The organism is Sphingopyxis selenitireducens (genome assembly GCF_051550705.1).
Taxonomy (GTDB): domain Bacteria; phylum Pseudomonadota; class Alphaproteobacteria; order Sphingomonadales; family Sphingomonadaceae; genus Sphingopyxis.
The window spans coordinates 715,291-739,417 of record NZ_JBPULG010000001.1 but is presented as its reverse complement, the minus strand read 5'-3'; the positions used below and the strand labels follow the sequence as shown (position 1 = coordinate 739,417).

The 24,127-nt window shown below is 64.0% G+C and carries 19 protein-coding genes; 6 read left to right on the top strand and 13 right to left on the bottom strand.

The features are described 5' to 3' along the window. Window positions 1-60 precede the first annotated feature (60 nt). The 8 genes from ACSYDV_RS03430 to ACSYDV_RS03395 all read right to left on the bottom strand — a co-directional run bounded on the left by ACSYDV_RS03430 (window position 61) and on the right by ACSYDV_RS03395 (window position 12,106). Window positions 61-1,371, bottom strand: coding sequence for a M20/M25/M40 family metallo-hydrolase (locus tag ACSYDV_RS03430; protein ID WP_438322337.1), 1,311 nt, complete (start codon window positions 1,369-1,371; stop codon window positions 61-63). A 58-nt stretch (window positions 1,372-1,429) separates the two neighbouring features. Further along, the gene (locus ACSYDV_RS03425; RefSeq protein WP_438322336.1) at window positions 1,430-2,908 is read right to left on the bottom strand and encodes a PQQ-dependent sugar dehydrogenase; all 1,479 of its coding nucleotides are present in this window, start codon (window positions 2,906-2,908) and stop codon (window positions 1,430-1,432) included. Between the two features lie 165 nt (window positions 2,909-3,073). Continuing rightward, complete coding sequence (gene glnA / locus ACSYDV_RS03420; protein WP_438322335.1) at window positions 3,074-4,486, bottom strand: type I glutamate--ammonia ligase; 1,413 nt, start codon at window positions 4,484-4,486, stop codon at window positions 3,074-3,076. A gap of 74 nt (window positions 4,487-4,560) precedes the next feature. Beyond that, entirely contained in the window at window positions 4,561-4,899 is a 339-nt protein-coding gene (locus ACSYDV_RS03415; protein WP_088472916.1) for a P-II family nitrogen regulator, read from the bottom strand. Between the two features lie 351 nt (window positions 4,900-5,250). After that, window positions 5,251-7,434, bottom strand: coding sequence for a PQQ-dependent dehydrogenase, methanol/ethanol family (locus ACSYDV_RS03410; protein ID WP_438322334.1), 2,184 nt, complete (start codon window positions 7,432-7,434; stop codon window positions 5,251-5,253). 196 nt (window positions 7,435-7,630) lie between these two features. Then, window positions 7,631-8,470, bottom strand: a complete 840-nt coding sequence (gene map, locus ACSYDV_RS03405) for a type I methionyl aminopeptidase (RefSeq protein WP_438322333.1) — start codon at window positions 8,468-8,470, stop codon at window positions 7,631-7,633. Between the two features lie 63 nt (window positions 8,471-8,533). Then, window positions 8,534-10,876 (bottom strand): ATP-dependent Clp protease ATP-binding subunit ClpA, encoded by a 2,343-nt coding sequence (gene clpA, locus ACSYDV_RS03400; protein ID WP_438322332.1) that lies wholly within the window; start codon window positions 10,874-10,876, stop codon window positions 8,534-8,536. Between the two features lie 447 nt (window positions 10,877-11,323). After that, complete coding sequence (locus ACSYDV_RS03395) at window positions 11,324-12,106, bottom strand: hypothetical protein (protein WP_438322331.1); 783 nt, start codon at window positions 12,104-12,106, stop codon at window positions 11,324-11,326. Between the two features lie 367 nt (window positions 12,107-12,473). Between ACSYDV_RS03395 and ACSYDV_RS03390 the strand changes: the two genes are divergently transcribed. After that, a complete protein-coding gene (locus tag ACSYDV_RS03390) occupies window positions 12,474-13,346 on the top strand; it encodes an OmpA family protein (RefSeq protein ID WP_438322330.1) in 873 nt (290 codons plus the stop codon). A 73-nt stretch (window positions 13,347-13,419) separates the two neighbouring features. Here the strand turns inward: ACSYDV_RS03390 and ACSYDV_RS03385 are convergent, their stop codons facing one another. The 3 genes from ACSYDV_RS03385 to ACSYDV_RS03375 form a co-directional block, all read right to left on the bottom strand. Further along, window positions 13,420-13,680 (bottom strand): hypothetical protein, encoded by a 261-nt coding sequence (locus tag ACSYDV_RS03385; RefSeq protein ID WP_438322329.1) that lies wholly within the window; start codon window positions 13,678-13,680, stop codon window positions 13,420-13,422. A gap of 67 nt (window positions 13,681-13,747) precedes the next feature. After that, a complete protein-coding gene (locus tag ACSYDV_RS03380; RefSeq protein ID WP_438322328.1) occupies window positions 13,748-14,086 on the bottom strand; it encodes a hypothetical protein in 339 nt (112 codons plus the stop codon). Window positions 14,087-14,392: 306 nt separating this feature from the next. Beyond that, the gene (locus ACSYDV_RS03375) at window positions 14,393-14,590 is read right to left on the bottom strand and encodes a DUF1192 domain-containing protein (protein ID WP_438322327.1); all 198 of its coding nucleotides are present in this window, start codon (window positions 14,588-14,590) and stop codon (window positions 14,393-14,395) included. Window positions 14,591-14,701: 111 nt separating this feature from the next. Between ACSYDV_RS03375 and ACSYDV_RS03370 the strand changes: the two genes are divergently transcribed. Beyond that, complete coding sequence (locus ACSYDV_RS03370; protein ID WP_438322326.1) at window positions 14,702-15,703, top strand: NAD(P)H-quinone oxidoreductase; 1,002 nt, start codon at window positions 14,702-14,704, stop codon at window positions 15,701-15,703. A 151-nt stretch (window positions 15,704-15,854) separates the two neighbouring features. Here the strand turns inward: ACSYDV_RS03370 and ACSYDV_RS03365 are convergent, their stop codons facing one another. After that, entirely contained in the window at window positions 15,855-19,364 is a 3,510-nt protein-coding gene (locus ACSYDV_RS03365) for a CHAT domain-containing tetratricopeptide repeat protein (RefSeq protein ID WP_438322325.1), read from the bottom strand. Window positions 19,365-19,675: 311 nt separating this feature from the next. Between ACSYDV_RS03365 and ACSYDV_RS03360 the strand changes: the two genes are divergently transcribed. From ACSYDV_RS03360 to ACSYDV_RS03350, 3 genes are read left to right on the top strand one after another with little or no spacing between them, the layout of a single operon-like run. Continuing rightward, a complete protein-coding gene (locus ACSYDV_RS03360) occupies window positions 19,676-20,308 on the top strand; it encodes a cell cycle transcriptional regulator TrcR (RefSeq protein WP_438322831.1) in 633 nt (210 codons plus the stop codon). A 3-nt stretch (window positions 20,309-20,311) separates the two neighbouring features. Beyond that, complete coding sequence (locus ACSYDV_RS03355) at window positions 20,312-21,451, top strand: MBL fold metallo-hydrolase (RefSeq protein WP_438322324.1); 1,140 nt, start codon at window positions 20,312-20,314, stop codon at window positions 21,449-21,451. Window positions 21,452-21,480: 29 nt separating this feature from the next. Continuing rightward, window positions 21,481-22,401, top strand: coding sequence for a TraB/GumN family protein (locus ACSYDV_RS03350; RefSeq protein WP_438322323.1), 921 nt, complete (start codon window positions 21,481-21,483; stop codon window positions 22,399-22,401). A gap of 3 nt (window positions 22,402-22,404) precedes the next feature. Here ACSYDV_RS03350 and ACSYDV_RS03345 read toward each other — a convergent pair whose 3' ends face one another. Next, window positions 22,405-22,680 carry a hypothetical protein gene (locus tag ACSYDV_RS03345; protein WP_438322322.1) on the bottom strand — a complete coding sequence of 92 codons (276 nt, stop codon included), beginning with the start codon at window positions 22,678-22,680 and terminating at the stop codon, window positions 22,405-22,407. 318 nt (window positions 22,681-22,998) lie between these two features. On the opposite strand from ACSYDV_RS03345, the gene ACSYDV_RS03340 reads away from it, so the two are divergent. Continuing rightward, entirely contained in the window at window positions 22,999-24,099 is a 1,101-nt protein-coding gene (locus ACSYDV_RS03340) for a DUF481 domain-containing protein (protein ID WP_438322321.1), read from the top strand. Window positions 24,100-24,127: the final 28 nt, after the last annotated feature.

Here is a 24,127-nt window from a genome sequence, read left to right as displayed (position 1 = left end):
ATTGCTACCTAATCACTGTGGCGGATGAATCAAGGAAGGCCAACTGTGAAAACTGGCGGGTTAGCGCTTTTCAGCAGCAAGGCGTGACATCAATATGGCAGCGCGGGTCGCCTGGCGGCTGATGCTGGGGATGTCGACCGCTTCGCCCGGGGCATGATCGCCGATGCTGTGCGGGCCGAGTCCGGCGAGCCCGTCGACATCGGCGGCGACGAAGCTGATGTCGCCCGCCCCGCGCTTCAGCGGGTCGAGCGGCGCCATTTCGGCAAGGCCGAGGTCGCGGTTCACGCCGTTGAGCTTTGCGAGCAAGGCGCGGTTGCCGTCGGTCGGCGCCATCGCGGGATAGCCCACGGGATCGAACCCCAGCGTCGCTCCCGTGGCAGGCGCATGGTCGGCGACGATCGCCGCCATTTTGGCCTTCACGCGGTTTGCCTGTTCGACCGAGAGGGTGCGCAGGTCGCCGCGGGCGATCGCGGCGGGCGCGATGATGTTGGTCTTTCCGGTCGCGACGGCGCGAATTCCGCCGGCATCGACGCTGGCGCTTTCGCCGCCGGCGATCAGCCCGACGTTGAAGGTGAGATTGGGTTCGGGAAGTTCGGTGCGGAACCTGTGGAGAATGCGCGCGAGTTCATAAATGGCGCCGTCGCCGACACCATCGCTGAAAATACCCGAGCTGTGGCCGGTCTGTCCGGTCGCGGTGACGGTCCAGCTTTCGCTGCTGCGCCGCGCGATCGAGCCCATGTCAGCGCCCCCATCGCGCACCAGTCCTTCGAAATCGAGCGCGATGTCGCTGCGCTTTCCTGCAGCGATCAGGTCGGCGCGCGACAGGTCGGTCGGCTCGCCCGCATCCTCTTCGTCGCCGGTCATATGGATTTCGATATTGGCGTCCTTCAGCGTTCCCGCCGCCTGCATCGCGCGGAGCGCGGCGACGATGACGACCATCCCGCCCTTGTCGTCGCCGGCGCCGGGGCCTTCGCCCATATCGCCTTTGCGAACGAATTTCTGAAAGGGCGAATCGGGTTCGAACACCGTGTCGAGATGCGCGATCAGCAGCAGGCGCTTTGCATCATCCCGCCCCTTATGCACCGCGATCAGATGCCCGGCGCGCTTCGTCTCCGGCGTCGGTTTCCACGTCACCGCAAAGCCGAGCGGTTCGAGCTCGGCGCGCATCATCTGCCCGACCTTTTCGACGCCCGCGAGGTTGAGCGTGCCGCTGTTCTGATTGACGAGCCGTTCGAGCAACGCGATCGAGCGCGCCTGTTCGGTCTCGATCGTCTTTGCCATGCCGCTTTCGGCCTTGCTGAGCTTGGCATAAGCAGCGGGCGCGAGCGCAAGCTGGACGGCGACGAGGGCGGCAAGCGGCAACGATTTCATGGGGAAGACTCCTCTGGATGCCGTCCTTGTGGCGCGCGGTGCGCGCGAGGGCAAGCGATCAGCCTGGCTGCACCATGAAGATATCGCCGCCGATGCTGATGAGGAAGAGGTTGCCCGCGCTGTCCTCACCGAAGGAGGCAATCGAGCTCAGCGTTCCGGCGTCGGGGGCGAAATCCTCGTTCCGCCGCGCGAAGCGCGACGAGGCGAGCGTCTGGCCGCCGACGAAGCTCGCGAAAGGCACCGACCAGATGTTGCCCGAAACGAAATCGGCGAAGACATATTGACCGGCGAGTGACGTCACCGGACCCCGATAGACATAGCCGCCGGTGATCGAATTGCCCTGTCGCGGGCCGCTGCCATGGCCATATTCGGCCACGGGGTCGGTAAGCCCGCCGGGCGCCGTGCCGGTGTATGGCCGGGTGCCCTCCTTGAAGCGCCAGCCGAAGTTGAGGCCGGGTTGTGCCGTGGTGACCAGGTCGATTTCTTCGACCGCGCCTTGCCCGACGTCGCCGATGATCAGCGTCGAGCCCGAGAAGGAGGTCCGGAACGGATTGCGCAGCCCCAGCGCATAAACATAGGGGTCGCCGCCGCCGCCGAGATAGGGATTGCCGGCGGCGGGCCTAAAGAAAGAATCATTGTTGGGAACCGATGCGCCCGCATAGGGGTCGTAGAGGACCCGGAACCGCAATATCTTGCCAAGCCGCGAATTGGGATTCTGGGCATTGTTTCCGGGATCGCCCGCGCCGCCGCCATCGCCCACCCCGACATATAGCAAGCCGTCGGGGCCGAAGGCCAGCGAGCCGCCGTTATGATTGTTCGCCCCGGGATGAGGTATCGTAAAGGTCGCCACCGGCTGCGTCCCGCCGGAACGATATTCGCGAAGCTCGATATCACCCGCGGCGTTCGTGCAATAGATTACGAAGCGATTGGAATTCGCGGGCCGGGGAAACCATGCCATGCCGAGCAATCCGCCCTCACCGTCGGTCGAAAGGTTGTCGACCGTGAGGAACAGTGTTTTGGCACCAGACGGGGTCATGCGATAGATTCGGCCGCCCTTTTCCAGCACATAAACGTCGCTGCTGCCGGGAACGCCGAGCAAATAGGTAGGCTGGTCGAACCCGGTAGCGACGCGCTTGACCGATATGCCTTCGCGGCTGTTGGTGACGGTGACATTGACCACCTGCGTGGCGCTAACCCGGCCGTCGCTGACGCTGATCCGGACATTATAGACATTGTCGCCATCGGCATCGCCGGGAAGATCATAATCGGGGGCGGCATTGAAGCGGAGCGCGCCCGCCGCAGTGATAGCGAAAAGCGCCCCGTCGGCACCGCCGTCGATCGAAAAGACGAGGGTGTTGGCGTCGGCATCGCTCGCGGCGGCCTGATAGGCCGCGGTGCCGTTCTCGGCCATCGAGGCGGTTTGGGGTGAAGTGAAGGCCGGCGGCGAATTTTGCGCGGGCGGCGTGCTTCCGCTTCCCCCGCCGCCGCATGACGCCAGCAACAGCAAGGGCAGGGCAAAAGAGGCTCGCATCGTCATGGGTTCGCTGCCTTTCGCGGTCGGAGCTTCCGGAGCCCTTTGGGCCCATCCTGCCACCGGCGGCGAGGCCCCGCAACCAGCTATCCAGCAGAGAAGCGGGAAAAAAAAGGGGCGCCCGGTTCCCCCGAACCGGACGCCCCTCTTCGCGTCGCTGAACCTTGCGGATCAGGCGCTGTAGTACATGTCGAATTCGACCGGGCTGGGGGTCTGTTCGAAGCGATGGACTTCGTCCCACTTCAGTTCGACATAGGCTTCGATCTGGTCCTTCGAGAACACGTCGCCCTTGAGCAGGAAGTCGTGGTCGGCGAGCAGGCTGTCGAGGGCTTCGCGAAGGCTGCCGCAGACGGTCGGGACTTCCTTCAGTTCCTCGGGCGGCAGGTCGTACAGATTCTTGTCCATCGCGTCGCCGGGGTGGATCTTGTTCTGGATGCCGTCGAGGCCTGCCATCAGCAGCGCCGAATAGCAGAGATAGGGGTTCGCCATCGCGTCGGGGAAGCGGAATTCGACGCGCTTTGCCTTGGCGCCGGCGCCGTAAGGAATGCGGCACGACGCCGAACGGTTGCGGCTCGAGTAAGCGAGCAGCACCGGGGCTTCGAAGCCCGGGACGAGGCGCTTGTAGCTGTTCGTCGACGGGTTGGTGAAGGCATTCAGCGCCTTGGCATGCTTGATCACGCCGCCGATGAAATAGAGGCACATGTCGCTGAGGCCGGCATAGCCGTTGCCGGCGAAGAGCGGCTTGCCCTTTTCCCAGATCGAAATGTGGGTGTGCATGCCGCTGCCGTTATCGTCCTTGATCGGCTTCGGCATGAAGGTCGCGGTCTTGCCATAGGCATGGGCGACCTGATGCACGACATATTTATAGACCTGCATGCGGTCGGCGGTTTCGGTGAGGGTGCCGAAGGTCAGGCCGAGTTCGTGCTGCGCGGCAGCGACTTCATGATGATGCTTGTCGCAGGGCAGGCCGAGTTCGAGCATCGTCGAGACCATTTCGGCGCGGATGTCGACGGCGCTGTCGACCGGCGCGACGGGGAAATAGCCGCCCTTGACGCGCGGACGGTGGGCGAGGTTGCCGCCTTCATAAGCGCGGCCGCTGTTGGTCGGCAGTTCGATATCGTCGATCTCGAAACCCGACTTGTTGTAACCGGTTTCGAAACGGACGTCGTCGAACATGAAGAATTCGGCTTCGGGACCGACATAGACGGTGTCGCCGATGCCGGTGGTGCCGACATAGGCTTCGGCGCGCTTCGCGGTGGTGCGCGGGTCGCGCGAATAGCCTTCGCCGGTCGCGGGTTCGACGATATCGCAGACCATGATCAGCATCGGGGTCGCCGAGAAGGGATCGTCATACACCGCGTCGAGATCGGGCTTGAGGATCATGTCGCTTTCGTTGATCGCCTTCCAGCCTTCGATCGACGAGCCGTCGAACATCAGGCCGTCTTCAAGCTCATCCTCGCCGAGGACCGAAGCGACCATCGTCAGGTGATGCCATTTGCCCTTCGGATCGGTGAAGCGCAGATCGACCCACTCGATGTCGTTTTCCTTGATCCGTGCGATGATATCCTTGGGCTTCGTAGCCATGATCTAAGCTTCCTTCTTGCGATAGTCGCCGGCAAGGGCCGGGATGGGTTGAACCTGTCGGGTTTCGGGGTGTCTTAAAGCGCGTCTTCGTTGCGTTCGCCGGTGCGGATACGCAGCGCCGATTCAATGTGGCTGACGAAGATCTTGCCATCGCCGATGCGGCCGGTTTGCGCGGCCGCCGCGATCGCTTCGACGACGCGTTCGGCCATGCTGTCCTCGACGACGATTTCCAGTTTCACCTTGGGCAGGAAATCGACGACATATTCGGCGCCGCGATACAGTTCGGTGTGACCCTTTTGCCGGCCGAAGCCCTTGGCCTCGGTGACGGTGATCCCGCTGACGCCGACTTCGTGCAGCGCTTCCTTCACCTCGTCGAGCTTGAACGGCTTGATGATCGCCTCAATCTTCTTCACTTACATTCCCCTTTGGGCCTTCCTCCGCTGCTCGCAGACAAAGCCGGGTCAGGCGCGCCTGATCCGGTCCTGGCTCGTGAGTCGCCGCGGTGTTCCGCCATCTTGCACCAATCAAGAGCCGTGCCAATTGGCGAATCGCGCGCTTTCGGGACAATTTTTGATGGGGCGTGGTGCCGCTGCCCAAGGGGTAGGCAGGGGCGTGAAAACGGTGATTAAATTTTGGGCAATCCGGGTCCGGGCTTGCCCGGTTCCTTCTCGTCATGCCGGGTTTGACCCGGCACCCGCCTTTTCTCATGCGAAAAAGGCAGGCCCCGGATCAAGTCCGGGGTGACGATGCGGGTGGGGGGAGGGCTATCTCCCCATCGGCGCCGATGCGTCGGGGAGATTGGCCTTGGTCCAGTTCGATCGTTCGATGACATAGGCGCGGATCGCCTCGGCATCCTGCGGGGTCAGCACGCGGGCGAAGCTGACCATGCCGCGGTCCTTCAGCGCGCCGTCGATAATCACCGACTTCCATGCGTCGGCGTTGGCGAGGGTGCCCGAGACGCGGATGTCGGGGGTGAAGCCGTTGCCGATCGCGCTGTCGCCGTGACAGACTTGGCAATAACGGCCGAAATGCGCCTTGCCCGCTGCAACCTCGGCGGGTTTGGCGGTCATCGGCGGCGGGGCCCACGCGAGCGTCGTTGTCGCGGGCGGCGCGGGAAGCTGCGCGGTGCCGCCGATCTTGAGCACGACGAGGCGCGGGATATTGGGCACCTTTCGCGTCACCCCGCCCGCAATTCCGGCGACGAGCGGGAAGGCGCCGCCCTTGCTGGTCATGAAGGCCACATATTGGACACCATTGACGCGGAAGGTCGACGGCGCGCTGACGATCCCCGACTGCATGTCGAGGTCGAGCAACTGTTTGCCGGTGTCGGCGGCATAGGCGCGGAAGCGCCCGGTGCTGGTGCCCTGAAACACCAGATTGCCCGCGGTCGTCATCGTGCCGCCATTCCATGCGGCGGGATAGTCGACGCCCCACGCGACCTTGCCGGTGCGCGGGTCGAAGGCGACGAGCCGCCCGGTGGTCGCGGCGACTGCGGCGCGGAATGCGGCCTTGTCATCCGGCAGCATCGTCTTGTTGAGCGAGGTGCCGACGTTGAAGCCGAGCACCTTGCGTTTGTCGAGCTCGTCCATGTCGGCGAGATAGCCCTGCGGAATCTGCTGCGCAGGGATGTAGACGAACCCGGTTTTGGGGTTGTAGCTCATCGGGTGCCAGTTATGCGCGCCGAGTGCGCCGGGGACGGCGATAAAGGGTTTGCCGGTCTTGTAGAAACGCGCGTCGGGATTTTCGATCGGACGGCCGGTCGCCATGTCGTAACCCGTCGCCCAGTTGATCCCGTCGACGAAGGGTTTGGCGTCCAATAGCTTGCCGTTGCTGCGGTTGATGGTGAAGAAGAAGCCGTTTTTCGGCGCGTGGTACAGCACCTTGGTCGGGGTGCCATTGACCGCCTGTTCGGCGAGGATGATCGGCTGGGTTGCGGTATAGTCCCAGGTTTCGGCCGGGGTTTCCTGATAATGCCACTTATATTTGCCGGTCGAGGCGTCGAGGGCGACGATCGAGGAGAGGAACCAGTTGTCGCCCTCGCCATTCGAGCGGGTGCCATGGTTCCACGGGTTGCCGTTGCCGACGCCGAGGTAGACCTGATCGAGATCCTTGTCATAGACGATGGCGTCCCACACGGTGCCGCCGCCGCCCGACGTCTGCCACTCGCCCTTGTCGGACCATGTGGTGTTGGCCTTGCTGGCGAAGATGTCGTCGGAGGCCGCGCCGTCCTTTGCCTTGGTCGGGTTGGGCGCGGTGTAGAAGCGCCAGCGCTCCTTGCCCGTGTCGGCATCATAAGCGGTGACATAGCCGCGCACCCCGAATTCGGCGCCGCCATTGCCGATCAGCACCATGTCCTTCACGACGCGCGGGGCGCCGGTGATCGTATAGGGTTTTGACGTGTCGAAGGTCTGCGTCGACCACAGCTCCTTGCCGGTCTTCTTGTCGAGCGCGATCAGCCGGCCGTCGAGCGCGCCGACGAAAAGCTTGTCGCCCCAGACGGCGACGCCGCGGTTGACGACGTCGCAGCAGGCCGAAACCGCGCGTTCGCCGGGAACTTTGGGGTCGAATTTCCATAAGGGTTTGCCGGTCGCGGCGTCCCATGCGCTGACTTTCGACCAGGCGTGGGTGACGTACATCACGCCGTCGACGACCACCGGGGTCGCTTCCTGTCCGCGCGCATCTTCCAGATCGGCCGACCATGCGAGGCCGAGCTGGCCCACATTCTGGTCGTTGATGTCGGTCAGCGGGCTGAAGCGTTGCTCGTCATAGCTGTAGCCGATCGCGCCCCAGTCATCGCCGTTGCCGCCGGTCTTGAGCAGGGTCTCGCTGGCCTGTTCGGCGGCGTCGAGCTGGCCGCCGCTCGCGCTTTCATTCTTCGATGCATTGCATGCTGCCAGTGCCAGCAGCGCGCTGCCCAGCAGCGCAGCCGAAAAGACCCGTTTCGCCATTCCATGCTCTCCCGTTTCGACGCCTATGCTTGACGTTAACGTCAAGACTGCGCCCGAAGGCACGGCGGTGCAAGGGGGAAAGTGGGGGTGCCGTCTTGTCGTCATCCCGGGCTTGATCCGGGGCCTGCCTTTTCTTGCGGCAAACGAAGGCGGGTCCCGGGTCAAGCCCGGGATGACGGAATAATCGGTGGGTCGATCAGGCCCAGGGTGGTGCGTTCAGGCCCTTGGGACTTGCGGTGAAAATCTCGCAGCCGGTTTCGGTGATGCCGATGCTGTGTTCGAACTGCGCCGACAGGCTGCGGTCGCGGGTGACCGCGGTCCAGCCGTCGGGGAGCATCTTCACCGCATATTTGCCGGTGTTGATCATCGGCTCGATCGTGAAGAACATGCCGGGGCGCAGTTCCGGCCCGGTGCCGGGGCGGCCGGCGTGGACGACCTCGGGCGCGTCGTGGAACATCTGGCCGAGCCCATGGCCGCAGAAGTCGCGGACGACCGAATAGCGATGCTTTTCGGCATATTGCTGGATCGCGTGGGCGACATCGCCCATGCGGTTGCCGGGCTTTGCCTGTTCGATGCCGAGCATCAGGCATTCATAGGTCACTTCGACGAGCCGCTTTGCCTTGATGGGTACGTCGCCGACCAGATACATGCGGCTGGTGTCGCCGTGCCAGCCGTCGATGATGCTGGTGACGTCGATGTTGACGATATCGCCCTCGCGCACCGGCTTGTCATCGGGGATGCCGTGGCAGACGACATGGTTGATGCTGGTGCAGCAGCTGTGCGTGAAGCCGCGGTAGCCGAGCGTCGCCGGGATGCCGCCACCGTCGAGCATCATCTGGCGCACGAGATCGTCGATCGCAGCGGTGGTCACGCCGGGCTGGACGAAGGGGACGAGCGCGTCGAGGATTTCGGCGGACAGGCGGCCCGCCTTGCGCATGCCGGCGAAGCCCGCCTCGTCGTGAAGCTTGATCGTGCCGTCGCGGACGGGGGAGGGCGAGCCTGCGTCGCCGGCGGTTACGGATACATAGTCGTACATGAGGGTGATATAGTCGCTGGAGGCCGAAAAAGCGAGGGGCGGCCATCGACCGCCCCGTCACCTTTACTCGGCCGCCTTCTTTGCCTTGTCGGCTTTGGGCTTGCCCTTGCCGGCCTTGGGCGGAGCGGAGACGATTTCGAAGGCCAGCGGGTTGCCGACATGGGCGTCGTCGCCGGTCTTCATCTTCACCTTGACCTCGCCGCCGTGGACGAGCTTGCCGAAGAGCAGTTCCTCGGCAAGCGGCTGCTTGATCTTTTCCTGGATCAGGCGGCCCATCGGACGCGCGCCATAAAGCTTGTCATAGCCCTTTGACGTGAGCCATTCGCGGGCGCCGTCGTCGAGCTGGATGTGGACGTTGCGGTCGGCCAGCTGCAGCTCGAGCTGCAGGATGAACTTGTCGACAACGCGGGCGACCACTTCGGGCGGCAGATAGCCGAAGGGCACGATCGCATCGAGGCGGTTGCGGAATTCGGGGGTGAAGAGATTCTTCACCGCTTCCTCCTGCACATCCTCGCGCGTGAACGCACCGAAGCCGATGCCCTCGCGCGCCATGTCGCTGGCGCCCGCATTGGTCGTCATGATCAGGATGACGTTGCGGAAGTCGACCGTCTTGCCGTGGTGATCGGTCAGGCGGCCATGATCCATGACCTGCAACAGGATGTTGAACAGGTCGGGATGCGCCTTTTCGATCTCGTCGAGCAGCAGCACGCAATGCGGGTTCTGGTCGATCGCGTCGGTGAGCAGCCCGCCCTGATCATAGCCGACATAGCCCGGGGGCGCGCCGATCAGACGGCTGACCGAATGGCGCTCCATATATTCCGACATGTCGAAACGCTGGAGCGGGATGCCCATGATCGACGCGAGCTGCTTCGCGACCTCGGTCTTGCCGACGCCGGTCGGACCCGAGAAGAGATAGTTGCCGATCGGCTTTTCGGGATCGCGCAGGCCCGCACGGCTGAGTTTGATCGCCGACGACAGCACTTCGATCGCGGTGTTCTGACCGAAGACGACGCGCTTGAGGTCGGTCTCCAAGCTGGCGAGCGTCGCCTTGTCGTCGCTCGACACCGATTTGGGCGGGATGCGTGCCATCGTCGCGATCACGGCCTCGATCTCCTTGGCGGTGATCGTCTTCTTGCGCTTCGACGGGGCGACGAGCATCTGCATCGCGCCAACCTCGTCGATCACGTCGATCGCCTTGTCGGGCAATTTGCGATCGTTGATGTAGCGCGCCGACAGGTCGACCGCGGCGTTGATCGCGTCCTGCGTGTAGCGCACCTGATGATGGGCCTCGAACGCGCTGCGCAGGCCCGCGAGGATCTTTTTCGTATCCTCAAGGCTGGGCTCGATCACATCGATCTTCTGGAACCGGCGCAGCAAAGCGCGGTCCTTTTCGAAGTGATTGCGAAACTCCTTGTACGTCGTCGAGCCGATGCAGCGGATCACGCCGCCCGACAGTGCGGGCTTCAAGAGGTTCGATGCATCCATCGCGCCGCCGCTCGTCGCGCCCGCGCCGATGACGGTGTGGATCTCGTCGATGAACAGGATCGCGTGCGGCAGGCCTTCGAGTTCGGTGACGACCTGTTTCAGCCGCTCCTCGAAATCACCCCGGTAACGAGTCCCGGCGAGCAGTGCGCCCATGTCGAGCGAATAGATGACCGCAGGCAGCAGCACCTCGGGCACGTCGCCCTCGATGATCTTGCGCGCGAGGCCCTCGGCAATCGCCGTCTTGCCGACGCCGGGATCACCCACATAGAGCGGGTTGTTCTTCGACCGGCGGCAGAGAATCTGGATCGTGCGATCGACCTCGGCGCTGCGGCCGATCAGCGGATCGACCTTGCCGATTTTCGCCTTTTCATTGAGGTTGACGGTGAACTGGTCGAGCGCGGTTTCTTTCTTGTTCTTGCCGCCGCTGTCCTTGTCCTTCGTCTCTTCCTTTTCCTCGGGCTCGGCCTGCGCGGAGGGCTTGCCGCCCTTGCCGACGCCGTGGCTCAGATAGGAGACCGCATCGAGGCGCGTCAGATCTTGCTGCTGCAGGAAATAGACGGCGTAGGATTCGCGTTCCGAGAACAGCGCGACGAGGACGTTGGCGCCCGTCACTTCATCCTTGCCCGACGACTGGACATGCAGGATCGCGCGCTGGACGACGCGCTGGAAGCCCGACGTGGGCGACGGGTCGCTGTGCCCTTCGACCTTCAGGCTGTCGAGTTCGGTATCGAGATAGTGGACGACCGCCGATTGCAGGTCGTCGAGCGCGACGCCGCAGGCGCGCATCACTTCGGCGGCATGATCGTCGTCGATCAGCGCGTAAAGCAGATGCTCGAGCGTCGCATATTCGTGATGACGCTCCGAAGCGGCCTTCAGAGCATTGTGCAGGGTCTTTTCGAGGCTCTCCGAAAAAGACGGCATGGACTTTTCTCCTTGCGAGGCCCGCCGGGGGGAGAGAGGCGGCCCCTAGGAACACAAGGTGGCGATGCCGCCGCCGCCCTGCAAGGGAAAAGCGGATGGCTTTGTGAAATTACGATGACAGGGCTTGTATTGCGGCCAATCAGGCGTCGGGGATTGGGGGTTGGAACGCGCAATTTTATTCCAAAGTATAGGAAGTACACCCTACGTACCCCTCCACTTCGGCCCTCGCGCACGGCGGGACACTGTGTGGCGCATGGTAGCGATGGAGGGGTGGTCGAGTGGGCATGAGTGAGAGGCTATGCGCTCCGGGTAATGTAGGACAGCGGAATTTTCGGGCCTGCCCTTTTGTCGGCTTCGGGGTGGGAAGCGGACGAGCAACTTTGGAACGCCAAGCGTTGGTAAGTAGCCCTTCTTTCACCCGTCACGGTGGGCGCCGCGCCGCGCTACTCAAAAGTTATTGGGCGATTTCTCGTTCAAGACTTCGGCTGGTCCTACGTATCGTTCGTGGCGCGTCGGGCCGGTCACCACATAGCTGTTCGAGAAGTCCATCGTTTCTTGCTCAGCGGAATACTCGAATGGCCCGTCAATCTCTTCGTGGAACGCGCGCCATTTTCGCCCGATGTGGTTCACAAATTCTACGAAGTCGTCGGTCTTTCGAGGGTTATACATCGGGACCCAGAGCCAGCTAGCGTAGGGATTGTCCCGCAGTTCAACCAGATGATTGGTCTGATAAATCAAGCCATCGCAACTAGAATAGCTCTCGTTCGCCATAATGTCGCTAACCAAGTCCATCACCAAATCCGGCGGAACGCTTCTGAAGCCGTCGTTTACCAGAACGATCAGCCCTCGCCATCCTACGAGCCCCAGCTCCTGCTTAGTTTCTCTGATTTGGCGGTTTGCGGTTTTTAGAATGCGCTTCAGTGGGGCCCTGAGTATCGAAAGAAGTCCACGTTGAAGGCGCAGGTCGGAAAGACCATCAGGGTATTGAGCGGAGAGAGCATCTACCTTAGCGAGCATCTGCTCACTGTGCGCCAACTCGGTGACGACAACCTTTAATTCCAAGACAACCCGAGCGTTGGGAAACATGAAGTCGGCGTTTTTGACGCCCTGTCGTTTAATGTGAGGCGCGACCAGCTCACCACCTACGCGGGAAATGAACTGAACCCAGTGCTCCTCGTCAGCGATGCCTCTCATAGCCGCCCAGTCCGGCTCGTCAGGTTTGTCGTCCACAATGCCTCCCAGTATCATCACCGTTATAATACTAGCGCGGGGCAAGTCCGGGGAAAGGAATTTTTGACCGGACCAGACGCGAACTAAGCGCGCAATTGGTCGTTATCCGTCCTCATCCTGGACCGCAGGGTGGGGCTTCGGGGGAAAGGATGCGCTGTCGGTCGGGGGCCATGCCGCTCGACCTTCCATCATGGTAAATTTACCGACGCAAAAGCTTCATTCGAGCGTCACGATTTTATCGACTGGCCGTGCAATCCGCCCGACGACCTGCGCAACTTTTGGGGCTGGCCGGGAGTATCCCTGTGCCAGAACGGGCCATGTGAAGACGTGCGCCCGGCTGAACCAATTGAAAAACAAGGAGTAGGGTATGGGTCTCGTTTCGAAAAGTCCAAAAATCTTGTTGGCGCTCGCCATGTTGGCCGGCACAGCAACAGTCGGCGTGGCTGCGCAGTCGCAGGACGATGGCGAAGTCATGGCGACGGTGGTTGGCACCTTGCCCACGCCCGACCAGATGACCAAGGGGCCCAAGGTCGAAGGCATCATCTCCGCGCGTAGTGACGGCCGTATGCAGGTCACCACCGCCGACGGCAACAACACCGCCATCGCGATCGCCGACTATACGAAGATCAAGAGCAGCGGCGGTTTCCTTGGCCTCAATCGCGACAAGCTTGCCGCGAGTGCGCTGCTGAACGGCCTGCCCGTCACCGTCGATACCCTGCAGTGGGAAGGCGGCCTGGTGGCCAGCCAGGTCGATCTCAAGAACAAGGATCTGCGGACCGCGTCGATGATCCATACCGGCACCAACCAGCGCTTTGCCGAACAGACCGCGGCCACCGAGGCGCTGCGCAGCCGCGTGGGCGATATCGACCAGTATAATGTCAAAGCCACGACGAACGTGAACTTCGACACCGGCAAGGCCGTGCTGTCTTCGCAGGCGCAGGCCGATCTGTGCGCGGCGGCAAATCAGGCCGAAGGGATGGACAATGCCCTGCTGCTGGTCGTCGGCTACACCGATTCCACGGGAAGCCAGGAACTCAACCAGACGCTGAGCGAGAAGCGGGCGAGCCGCGTCGTCAATCATCTTCAGCAGGCTTGCGGCTGGAAGCCCTATCGTATGCTGACGCCCACCGGGATGGCCGAGGCCGATCCGGCGGCCGACAACAGCACGCCCGAAGGCAAGGCCCAGAATCGCCGCGTTGCGGTGAATATTCTGGTCAGCAAGGGCCTCGACGGCATGTAAGATGCACGGGGTGGGCGGCGCCCACCCCGGCTTTTTAGCCTTTGCGCATCGCAACCGGCCGTTTCTGACCGGATCAGCCGTCCTGCGCGCGATCCACCATATCCATAAAGTCGCGCGCCGTGTTGCGCGCGCCCTCATCCTTGAACGCGACGTCAAGATCGGGCGCGACGCCGAGCATGTACATCAACGCCCAGAGCGCGAAGCGGCGGCCGGGGTTGGTTTCCAGCCCGAAGTCGACGCGCATGCGTTCGGTGCCCGCAGCATGGGCTTCGGGGTGGATCGCCGCGAGGTCGGCGGTGCCGAAATAGCGGCGGAGTTGATCGTCGAAATCCATGGCCGCCTTCCTTGGCCCACTTTGCCCGCTTGGCAAGATGCGCGTGGGAAAAAGCGGCAGGGGGCGGTCAGATGCCCGCGCCGCCCTCCAGTGCCTGCGCGAGATCGTCGAGCGAGCCGACCCTGTCCTTTGTTTCGCCCTTGGCAACCTGCGGAAAAATGGCGTCGAGCCGGGTCTTGAGCGTGTCGTCGAAACTGTCGTGGCCGGTCATCCGGCTGCGCGATACGCTGATTTCCATGTGGATCGCATCCTTGATGCGCTCGATCGCGGCGGCGTCGAGAACTCCGACCATCAGCAATTCTTCGCAAAGCTGGATCAGGCCGACGGTCGCGGCGTGGGCGCGCAGTCCGATGAAGTCCAGTGTGCGGTGCAATTCCCGCGCTTCGGCCTGTTCGGCGGCGTGCATGGCAAATCTCCTGAAGCGGGCGGCGTAAGGGGGAAAGGGGCCACCTGCGATATCGCGAATCTAGTGAATATCGCAATTTATGTCAACAGATGTTGACTTGTGGCTGGTGGGTCAAATATCAGGAAAATGGGTAGATTCATGCGCTGTCCGCTAAGGGCTCTCGTAAGGGCTCTCGCTCCCGCCCGCGTTTTGGGCGTGAGACTTTTTCGTTCATCGGACGGCAAGACGGGCTGTGGTTAGGGGCGGCGGTCCCGTTCCCTCTCCCTGCGTCTCACTGGGGCGGGACAACTTCTCCCGGCAGAGCGCCTATCCCTTTTTGAACAGCGATTCTGCGATTGCCTTGTGGCTCGTCGCGGCGGCGCGGTGCGCCTTTACCCGCTCTATTTCCGCTTCGAGCAGCGCAATACGTTCGCCCAGCTCGTCGACCGACAGCGGGTCGAGCGGCTGTTTGATCAGTGCCGCGAGAATATCGTCGCGGCGGCGGGGAAGGTCGTCATCGTCCATGGCGTGTCCTCTCTCGCTGGTCCCTGAAAGCGCGCGACTGTTGACCCGTGTCGCCGCACTGTCAATAAGGCGGGGCATGGGGACGAGACGACCAGTGGGGGATTTTTAAGCGTGACCAGCTTGCCAGTGAATATGACCGCCATCGCCATCAGCGAGCCCGGCGGGCCCGAAGTTTTGCAGCCTGTCGAGCGGCCGGTGCCGTCGCCGGGGCCGGGCGAAGTGTTGATCCGCGTTGCCGCCGCCGGGGTCAATCGCCCCGACGTGCTGCAGCGCATGGGCTATTATCCGCCGCCGGCGGGGGCGTCGGACCTGCCGGGACTGGAGATTGCCGGAACGATCGTCGCGGTCGGGCCGGGGGGCGATCCCGAATTACTGGGGCAGGCGATGTGCGCGCTCGTCGCGGGCGGCGGCTATGCCGAATATTGCATCGCGCCCGAGGGAAGCTGTCTGCCGGTGCCCAAGGGCTTTTCGATGGCCGAGGCGGCGGCGCTGCCCGAAACCTTGTTCACCGTGTGGCACAATCTGTTCGAGCGCGCATGGGTGCGCGACGGCGAAACCGTGCTCGTCCATGGCGGGACCAGCGGCATCGGGACGACCGCGATCGGCCTCTGCAAATTGTTCGACATCAAGATTATTGTGACCTGTGGCAGCGCAGAGAAATGCGATGCGGCGCGGGCGCTGGGCGCCGATCTGGCGGTCGATTATTCGAGCGAAGATTATGTCGAGGCGGTCAAGGCGTTTACCGGGGGCAAGGGCGTCAACGCGGTGCTGGATATGGTCGGCGGCGATTATCTGCCGCGTAACCTCGCCTGCCTCGCCGAGGATGGGCGCCATGTCACCATCGCCTTCCAGCGCGGCGCAAAGGTCGAGTTCGACATCGCCGATGTGATGCGCCGCCGCCTGACCCTGACCGGATCGACGCTGCGCGCGCGCAGCGCCGATTTCAAGGCCGCGCTGGCCGACGAGATCCACCGCACCGTCTGGCCGCAGCTGGCCGAAGGCGCCTGGAAACCGGCGATGGACCAGAGCTTCCCGCTCGCCGAAGCCGCCGCCGCGCATGCGCGGATGCAGGCGGGGGAACATGTCGGGAAGATCGTTTTGCTGGTCGGCTGAGCGATACTCGGCTCTTCTTTTTCGTCTCTTCTTCGTGCCTTTGCGCCTTTGCGTGAAATGAGAAAAATCTCACGCTAAGGCGCGAAGGCGCAAAGTGAAGAAGATCGGGATAGCCGCGTTCGCGGGAAGGACGGCGGGGGTGAAAACCCGATCAGTCGTCCCGGTTGGAAATATTGGTGAAGGCGGCCCAGGCGGCGGGGTGCGACCAGTCGGCCTTCCATCCTTTGACCGCGCTGCCGTCGGCGCGCTTGCCGCTGCGCACCGCCTGCATCCCCAGTTGCAGCGCCTGCGCGCGGGTCATGTCGGGGTTGGCCTGCCGCGCGAGGAGGGTTTCGACGGTCAGCACTGCGGTCGCCTCGTCCGACACGCGCCAGTGGCTGGCGAGCAGCGCGTCGGCGCCGGCATAGAGGAAACCGCGCGCGAGGGCCGAGAGGCTGTCGCCGCCGCCCGAGCCTTCGGCCGATGCGGTGTTGCAGGCCGAGAGGATCACCCAGTCGGCGGAGAGCGACAGCCGCGCGGCCTCGGTCGCGGTCAGCAGCCCGTCGTCCATATCGCTGGGTTCGCTCGGCGGGGTGAGCACGAGGCCGGGTTCGCTGAGGCCGAGCGCCGGGTCGGGGAGCAGGCCGTGGGTCGCGATCGCGATGATGTTGCTCGTCGCGAGTGATTTGTCCTGGCGAAGCGCCGCCTCGGTCGCGCCGCCGGCGAGGGTCAGGCTGGTCTGGCGGGCTCCGAACAGGTCGGCCATCGCCGACAGTTCGACCTTTGTGCCGGGGAGCGGCGCGAGTTTGCGCAGCGCCTCGGGATCGGCGAGCGGGGTTCCCGACGCTGAAACGCCTTCGAACACCCCGACGCCGACCGCGGCGCGCGATCCGGTGTCGCCGCCGAGCAGGACGGGCGCGCCATAGCCGCGAAAGCTTTTGTCGCGGCGCACCTTGCGCGGCTCGCGGGGCAGGGTGAGCGCGGCGACCGAGGGCAGGCTGGTGAAGGCATAGCGGTCGGCGAGCCACGCGGCGCGCGCCAGCGTGTCGGGATCGGCAAGGTCGGCGCCTTCGGGCAGCGGTGACGCCGACAGCATCGCGAGCGGCAGGTCGCCAAGCTTGCCCGAGCTGGTGACATAGAGGCGTTTGACGTCCTTCAGCAGCGGTTCGATCGGCTCCATCACCGCCTTGTAAAGGTCGTGCGACGCGTTGAGATCGAAGCGGCGGCGGCCGTCCATTTCCTTTGCGGTCATCGGCAGCGCATCAAGCTCGGCCTTGCGCGCCGCCGAACAGGTCGCGAAATCGACGTCGCAGCGCAGGTTCGAAATCTGCCCCAATATGGCGTCGACCTCGCGGTTCGGGCGGCTCCAGCCGACGGCAGTCGGGGTGACGACGAAGAGGTGGAAGGTGTTCGCCGCCTCGGTCATCAACAGCAGCGCCTCGCCGGGGCGGAGTGCCGCCTGCGCTTCGGCGAGGCCGATCGGGCGCGGCGAGACGAGCTGGCGGTAGGAGGGGTATTTTTTGTCGATCAGCGCGCTGACGTCGGAAAGCTGCGCCTGCACGCTGTCGAGTTCGCCGCGCAGCCGCGTCGCTTCGACCGGATTGCGGTCGCCGAGCGCGCGAAGCAGATTCTTGTCGAGCATGTTCGCCCGCGCGGCGAGAGCTTGTTCCTGTCGCACCGCTTCGGCCATTTCGGGGGTTTTTGCGGCGGTGCGCGCGGCGGTCTGCAGGACCGCGCGGCCCGAGGCCGAGCTGATCGCATCTTGCGCCGCGCGGAAGGCGCGGTCTTGCAGCGCCGACTGTCCGGCGGCGTCAGGCGTGTCGCTCATCAGCGCGAAGGCGGCGTTCATATAGGTGGTGAAAATACCGCGATCAGGGTTCGCTTGCTGGCGGTCGAGCGCCGACAGCGTCACCGCATTGCCGCTCGCTGCGGCCTGATCGGTCATGCTGCGCAAGATGGCGACCGCTTTCGCCGCCGCGGCTTCGGCCTCGGCCGCCTTGCCCTGCCGCTGAAGGTTGGAAGCGAGGCTGTCATAGGCGCGGGCGGTGTCGATATGTTTCTCCCCCACGCTGCGCTGGAGGATTGCGAGCGACTGGCGATAATAGGGTTCGGCGGCCTTGTCGCCATTGCCGCCGCGGGTCAGCGCGGCGCCGACGACATTATAGGCGACAGCGGTGAGCGGATGATCCTCGCCGAGCAGGCGGCGGCGGACTTCGAGCGCCCGGGCGGCCATGTCGGCGCTTTCGGCATGGCGGCCGAGCGCGCCGAGGGTCGATGACAGGCTGGTGTAGGCCCAGGCGGTTTCGGGATTGTCTTCGCCGAATTTGGCGCGGAAGATTTCGAGCCCCTGACGCATCAGCGGTTCGGCCTGTTCGGGATGGCCGTCGTCGCGCATGTTGAACGCGAGGTTGATCATCATCGAGGCATAAGAAGGGTGGTCGGTGCCCGCTACGTCCTTTTGAATGTCCAGCGCGCGGCGGTACATCGGGTCGGCCTCGGCATAGCGGCCCTGCGAATTCAGATTGTGCGCGACATTGGCATAGAGGGTCGCGGCGCGTTCGCTGCCTTCGCCGATCGTCGACCGGGTGATGTCGAGCGCTTTCCGCAGCATCGGTTCGATCATGCTGGGCGGGCGGCCCTGTTTGTCCATGTTGAGCGCGAGGTTGTTATAGGCCTCGCCGGTCGCGGGATGCGCGTCGCCCAGCCGTTTGACCCTGATGTCGAGGGCCTTGCGATAGGCGGCATCGGCTTCGGCAAAGCGGCCTTCGGAGGTCAGGCTGTAGCCCACGGCGGTATAGCCCTGCGCGGCCTCGATGCTGTCGTCGCCCTTGGCGGCGCGCCAGATGGCCAGCGCCTTTTCGGCTTCGGCCCGTGCCTCGGCAAGGCGTCCCATGTCGCCCAGATTCACCGCGCTGTTATAATGGCGCAGTGCGACATTGACGCTGTCGGGGCCGGTAAGTGCGATGTCGATCTCACGCGCTTTGTCCAGCATCGGCGCGGCTTCGTCAAAGCGCCCGAGGCTGCGCAGCACGACCGCCAGATTGCCATAGGCCGATGCGGTTTCGCTATGGCCCTCGCCATTGACGGAGCGGCTGGTCTCCAGCGTCTTGCGATAGAGCGCCTCAGCTTCCTTATAATGGCCCATTTCGGTCAGCACCGACGCGAGATTGCTGGTCGCGATGATCGTCTTGGGATCGCGCTCTCCCTGCTGGGCGATGCGGGTCGCCAGGATCGCGCGGCGCAGCGGCAGCGCCTCCGCAGGACGGCCCTGCTTGATGAAGTTGGAGGAGAGAGCGATGCTCGCCGTCAGCGTCTCGTCATCGCTCTCGCCGAGCACGGCCTTGTTGATGTCGAGCAGGCGGCGCCAATAGGCTTCGGCTTCCTTGACCCGGCCCTGACTTTCCAGATTGCCGGCGATCAGCCGATAGCCGAGGCTGGTGAGCAGACCGTCGGCGCCATAGCGTTTGGTCGCCTCGTCGACCCAGCGGCGATAGACCGCCTCTGCATCGCGCGACTTGCCGGTGCGGTCGAACTCCATCCCCTTGTTGATCAGGTCGAGCATTTTCTGCTGATCGGCGTCGAGCGCGGCCGGCGGCTGATCCTGCGCGACGGCCATCGGTGCGACGGCCAGCAACGGCGCGGCAAGGATCAGCGCCAGAAAGCGGTGTCGGCGGTTTGGCATGAAAGTCCGGTTCCTCTGTTTCGGCCCAACATACCGAATATATTGGGTTATTGTCACCAGCGAAGCGTAGGGATGTAAACGCTGCTGTTCTGTCCCTATGTCAGGTGGAGCCGCAGCCATGTGACGTCGGTCACTGGACGTGCGTCGATTGGGCGGTCGAAGCGGCCCCATGGCCGTCCGCGACGCCGCCCCTTGCCCGCCACGGAAAACGGGTCTACACCGACCGCCGAATGGCCGCCCCGCGAGGGGCGGCCCTTATTATTTCCGCTTGGAGACTTTTTGTCATGGCCAATGCCGATGCCACCCCGTTGATGCCGCATGCGACCGCCGCCTGGCTGGTCGACAACACCGGTCTCACCTTCGCCCAGATCGCCGAATATTGCGGCATCCATATTCTGGAAGTGCAGGCGATCGCCGACGAGACCGCTGCGACGAAATATACCGGCCGCGATCCGGTGCGCGCGCACGAGCTGTCGATGGAAGAGATTGAAAAGGGGCAGAACGACCCCGAGTATAAGCTCAAGATGACCAAGCAGGCGCAGGACACGATCCGCCGCACCCGCGGTCCGCGCTACACCCCGGTCAGCAAGCGCCAGGACAAGCCCGACGGCATCGCCTGGATCCTGAAAAATCACCCCGAAGTGTCGGACGGCGCGATTGGCAAGCTGATCGGCACCACCCGCAACACGATCGCGGCGATCCGCGACCGCAGCCACTGGAACAGCTCGAACATCGTCGCCAAGGACCCGGTGACGCTGGGCCTTTGCTCGCAGCGCGAACTCGATGCGCTGGTATCGAAGGCGGCGAAGAAGGCGGGCATCAAGGCGCCCGAGGACAGCCGTTTCGAGGGCGACCGCGAAGCATTGCTCGAGGAACTGCGCGCCGAGCGCACCGCCGCCGCCGAAGCGCGCGCGGCAGAGGAAGCCAGCGACGAACAGGCCTGACGCGTGCCGTCCGGACAGGATGAGGACAATATTCCGGCAGCCAGCGGCTCGCCGGATGCCTCGCTGACGCAGGACGACAGCTTTACCGCGACGAGCCACGCCGGGCTGACCTATCCGTGGGGCGAAGCCGCGCCGACGACGGGTGAGACGATCCGTATCGCCCCCGGGATCAGCTGGGCGCGCATTCCGATGCCGGGGTCGCTGGGCCATATCAACAGCTGGCTGCTCGACGACGCCGACGCGGATGGAGAGGGTGTCGCGATCGTCGATACCGGCATCTGCCTGACCATGTGCTCGGACGAATGGAAGGCGCTGTACGCCGGGGCACTGAAAGGCGCGCGGATCACGCGGGTCATCGGCACCCATTTGCACCCCGACCATATCGGCCTGGCGGGCTGGATCGCGAAGAAGCGCGGCGTGAAGCTGTGGATGACGCGCGGCGAAATGCTGACCGCGCGGGCGATCGTCGCCGATTCCAGCGACACCACGCCCGACGAGGTGCTGGTGCAATCGCGCGCCGCGGGCTGGGACGATGCGGCGCTGGAAGCTGCCAAAAAACGTGGCTGGAACATGTTCCGGCAAATGATCTTCCCGCTGCCGCGCAGCTATGTGCGGATGACGGACGGCGACATCATCGACATGGGCGCGCATCGGTGGCGCGTCGTCACCGGATCGGGGCACAGTCCCGAACATGCGTGCCTGTGGAACGAGCGCGAGGGCGTGCTGGTGTCGGGCGATCAGGTGTTGCCGCGGATCAGTTCGAACGTGTCGGTCAACATCACCGAACCCGATGCCGATCCGCTGGGCGAATGGCTGGCGTCGATCGACAAATTGCTGGCGGTGCTGCCGCCCGACCTGATCGTTTGCCCGGCGCATGGCGAGCCGTTCAAGGGGCTGCACGTTCGCCTGATGGCGCTGCGCGACGAGCATCGGATGCGGCTTTACAATCTGGCGGAATCGATCGCGAAGGCGCCGATGCGCGCGGTCGACAGTTTTCCTCTGCTGTTCAACCGTCCGATCGGCGAGCATAATCAGGGGCTCGCGACCGGCGAAGCGCTCGCGCATCTGAAAAGGCTTGAGGTCGAGGGCCGGGTAAAGCGCGAAGATCGCGACGGTGTGTGGTGGTATCACGGGGTAGCGTAATGCGCCGGACACGATTTTGGGCGACCCTGATGGCGGTCGGAGCCGCGATGATGGTGCCGCCCACGGCTTTGGCGACGGATACGCCCGCAGCCGATGGCGACAGCAATGACGAGATCATCGTCACGGCGCGCCGTTCGGGGGCGCCGATGTGGACGATCCAGACGCGGACCGGGGTGGTCATCCTTGTCGGCGAGATCGCCGAGGTTCCCAAGGCGACGCCATGGCGTCCCGAGCGGCTGGAGGGGGCGACCGATCGCGCCCAGCGCGTCATTCTGGGGACGAAGGCGAAAGTGTCGCCGGGCGATATTTTGCGGCTGATCTTCAAGGGCGGCGGGATCACCAAATTGCCGAAGGGGCGCGTGGCGGCCGATTATCTGGACGCGGGCCAGATGGCGCGGTTGCAGGCGCTTGAGAGCCGTTTCGGCCAGAATTATGCGCGGCAGAATTTCCTGATGACGGCGTTCGACCTGCTTTCGAAACGCCTTTCCTTCAACAAGGATACCGCCGACGACGCGTCCGATGTCGTGCGCAAGGCGGCGCGGCAGTCGAAGGTCCCGACCCAGCCGGTCGGCGAAGTGCGCGGCGAAGATATGCTCGACAATCTGTTCGCTGCGGCACCCGAAACGCATATCCCGTGCCTGGAAGCGGCGATGGCGGCGACCGAAGCGGGGGGCGACATTGTGGTCGAACGCGGGCGGGCGTGGACCGAGTTCGATGTGCCCGCGGTGATGGCCAGTCCGCTCGAGGAGGCGCTCGGGCGCTGCTGGCCGTGGACGAATGACGGTTTCGGAACGGAGCTGCGCCAGACCTGGGTCGGGGCGATTCAGGGGGCGACGGCGCAGCCCGGGGTGACTCTGGCGGTCGTGCCGCTGCGCGTCCTTGCCGAGACGGATGGCGTTCTGGACCAGCTCAAAAATCAGGGACTGCCGATCAGCGGACCGGCCTGGTAGATATTATCGCGGCCGGCGCATGATCCAGCTGAACGCCATCGCGTTGAAGATCGTATAAAGTCCATAGATCAGCATCGCGGTGAACCAGTTGTGGGTCGCGATCGCCATGGCGCCGACGAGCAACAGAAATTCGAAAATATAGGTGGCGTGGGGTCCGACCTTGTCGGCGAGCGGCCTGACCATCTGCTGCACCAGCGGATCGTCGCTTTCCATGAAGGCGCGGTGCATCGCGAAATTGCCGATGCCGGCGCAGAAAATGGCGATGATTGCGATCCACATACAGTCAGAACCCGCCCATTGCGCGATCGAGGCGCAGAAATGGCGACACCATTTCGGCGTCCCTTCGGGATTTGACCGATTTTGTCCATGGCTGCGTCAGCGCGCCTTGGAATATATTCATATGCCTGCGTCTCGCTTCCTTGCGCCGAACAAAATCCCTTCGACCCGTGCAATGGGCGGGTTGTGATCCTGTCAAATGGGACAGCCGGGGTGGAAATGCCAGCGGTTTTGGGGATATAGGATGAGGAGGCGCGGCACCGGTGGGTGCCGCGTTGATCGAACGAAACCCGGACCCTCCCCCAGAGAAGGACTTCCTCGATGGCCGCTCTTCCCCGCCTGGCTGCGCTTGGCCTGCTGTTCGGCGCCGCCCTTCCGGCGCAGGCCCAGCTTGCACCGCCGGTGCGCGCGATGCTCGACGCCGCGATGGCGAACGGAAATGCCGCCGACGTCGAAGTGGTCGCCGAACTGGCAAAGCAGACCAACCCTGCCGATCAGATCGAAATCGACCTGTTGCTGGGCTTTTACGAGCGCGGGCTTCCGCCGCTGATCGAAGTGCCGGTGATCCCGCCGCCCGACCCGGTGCGCGTCATGCTCGATGCCGCGATCGCCAGTGGCAAGGACAGCGATGTCGAGGCGGTAGGGAAACTCGCCAAGGCGGCGAGCCCCGAGGATGTGGCGGAAATCGACATATTGCTGGCCGATTATCGCGCCGAGCGAAAGCGGTTGAAGGACGAGGCTTTGGCGGCCGAACGCGCCCGACTGGCGGCGGCGAAATTCTGGCAGAACTGGAAGGGCGAGGGGCAGATCGGCGCCTCGCACAGCGGCGGCAACAGCAAGTCCACGGGTTTCAATGTCGGTATCGCACTGGCGCGCAAAGGGATCGACTGGAGCCAGCGGATGCGCGCGCAGGCCGATTACCAGCGCACCAGCGGCCGGACGACGCTGGAACGCTATCTGGTGGAATATGAACCGCAGGTCAGGGTCAGTGACCGGGCTTTCGCCTTTGGACTCGGGCGCTGGGAGCGCGACCGGATGCTCGGCTATACGGCGCGCTGGAACGTCTCGGGCGGCTTTGGTTACAAGGTGATCGACGACAAGGCGATGACGCTGAACCTGAAAGCAGGGCCGGCGTGGCGCCAGACCGATTTCGTCCGGACCGGCCGCGATAGCGAAATTTCCGGGCTCGCGGGGCTGGATTTCGGCTGGCAATTGTCGCCGACGCTGCGCCTGACGCAAACCGCGTCGACGATCGTCGGCGAGAGCAATACGTCGACCAGCTCGCTGACCGCGCTCAACGCGAAGCTGACCGGCGGACTGTCGGCGCGCATTGCCTATTCGGCCGAAATCGCGTCCCATCCGCCGCCGGGGGTCGAGAATGTCGATACGCTGACGCGCTTTACACTGGTGTACGGGTTTTAGTTCGGGGCGCGGTTGATCGCCGGCAGGA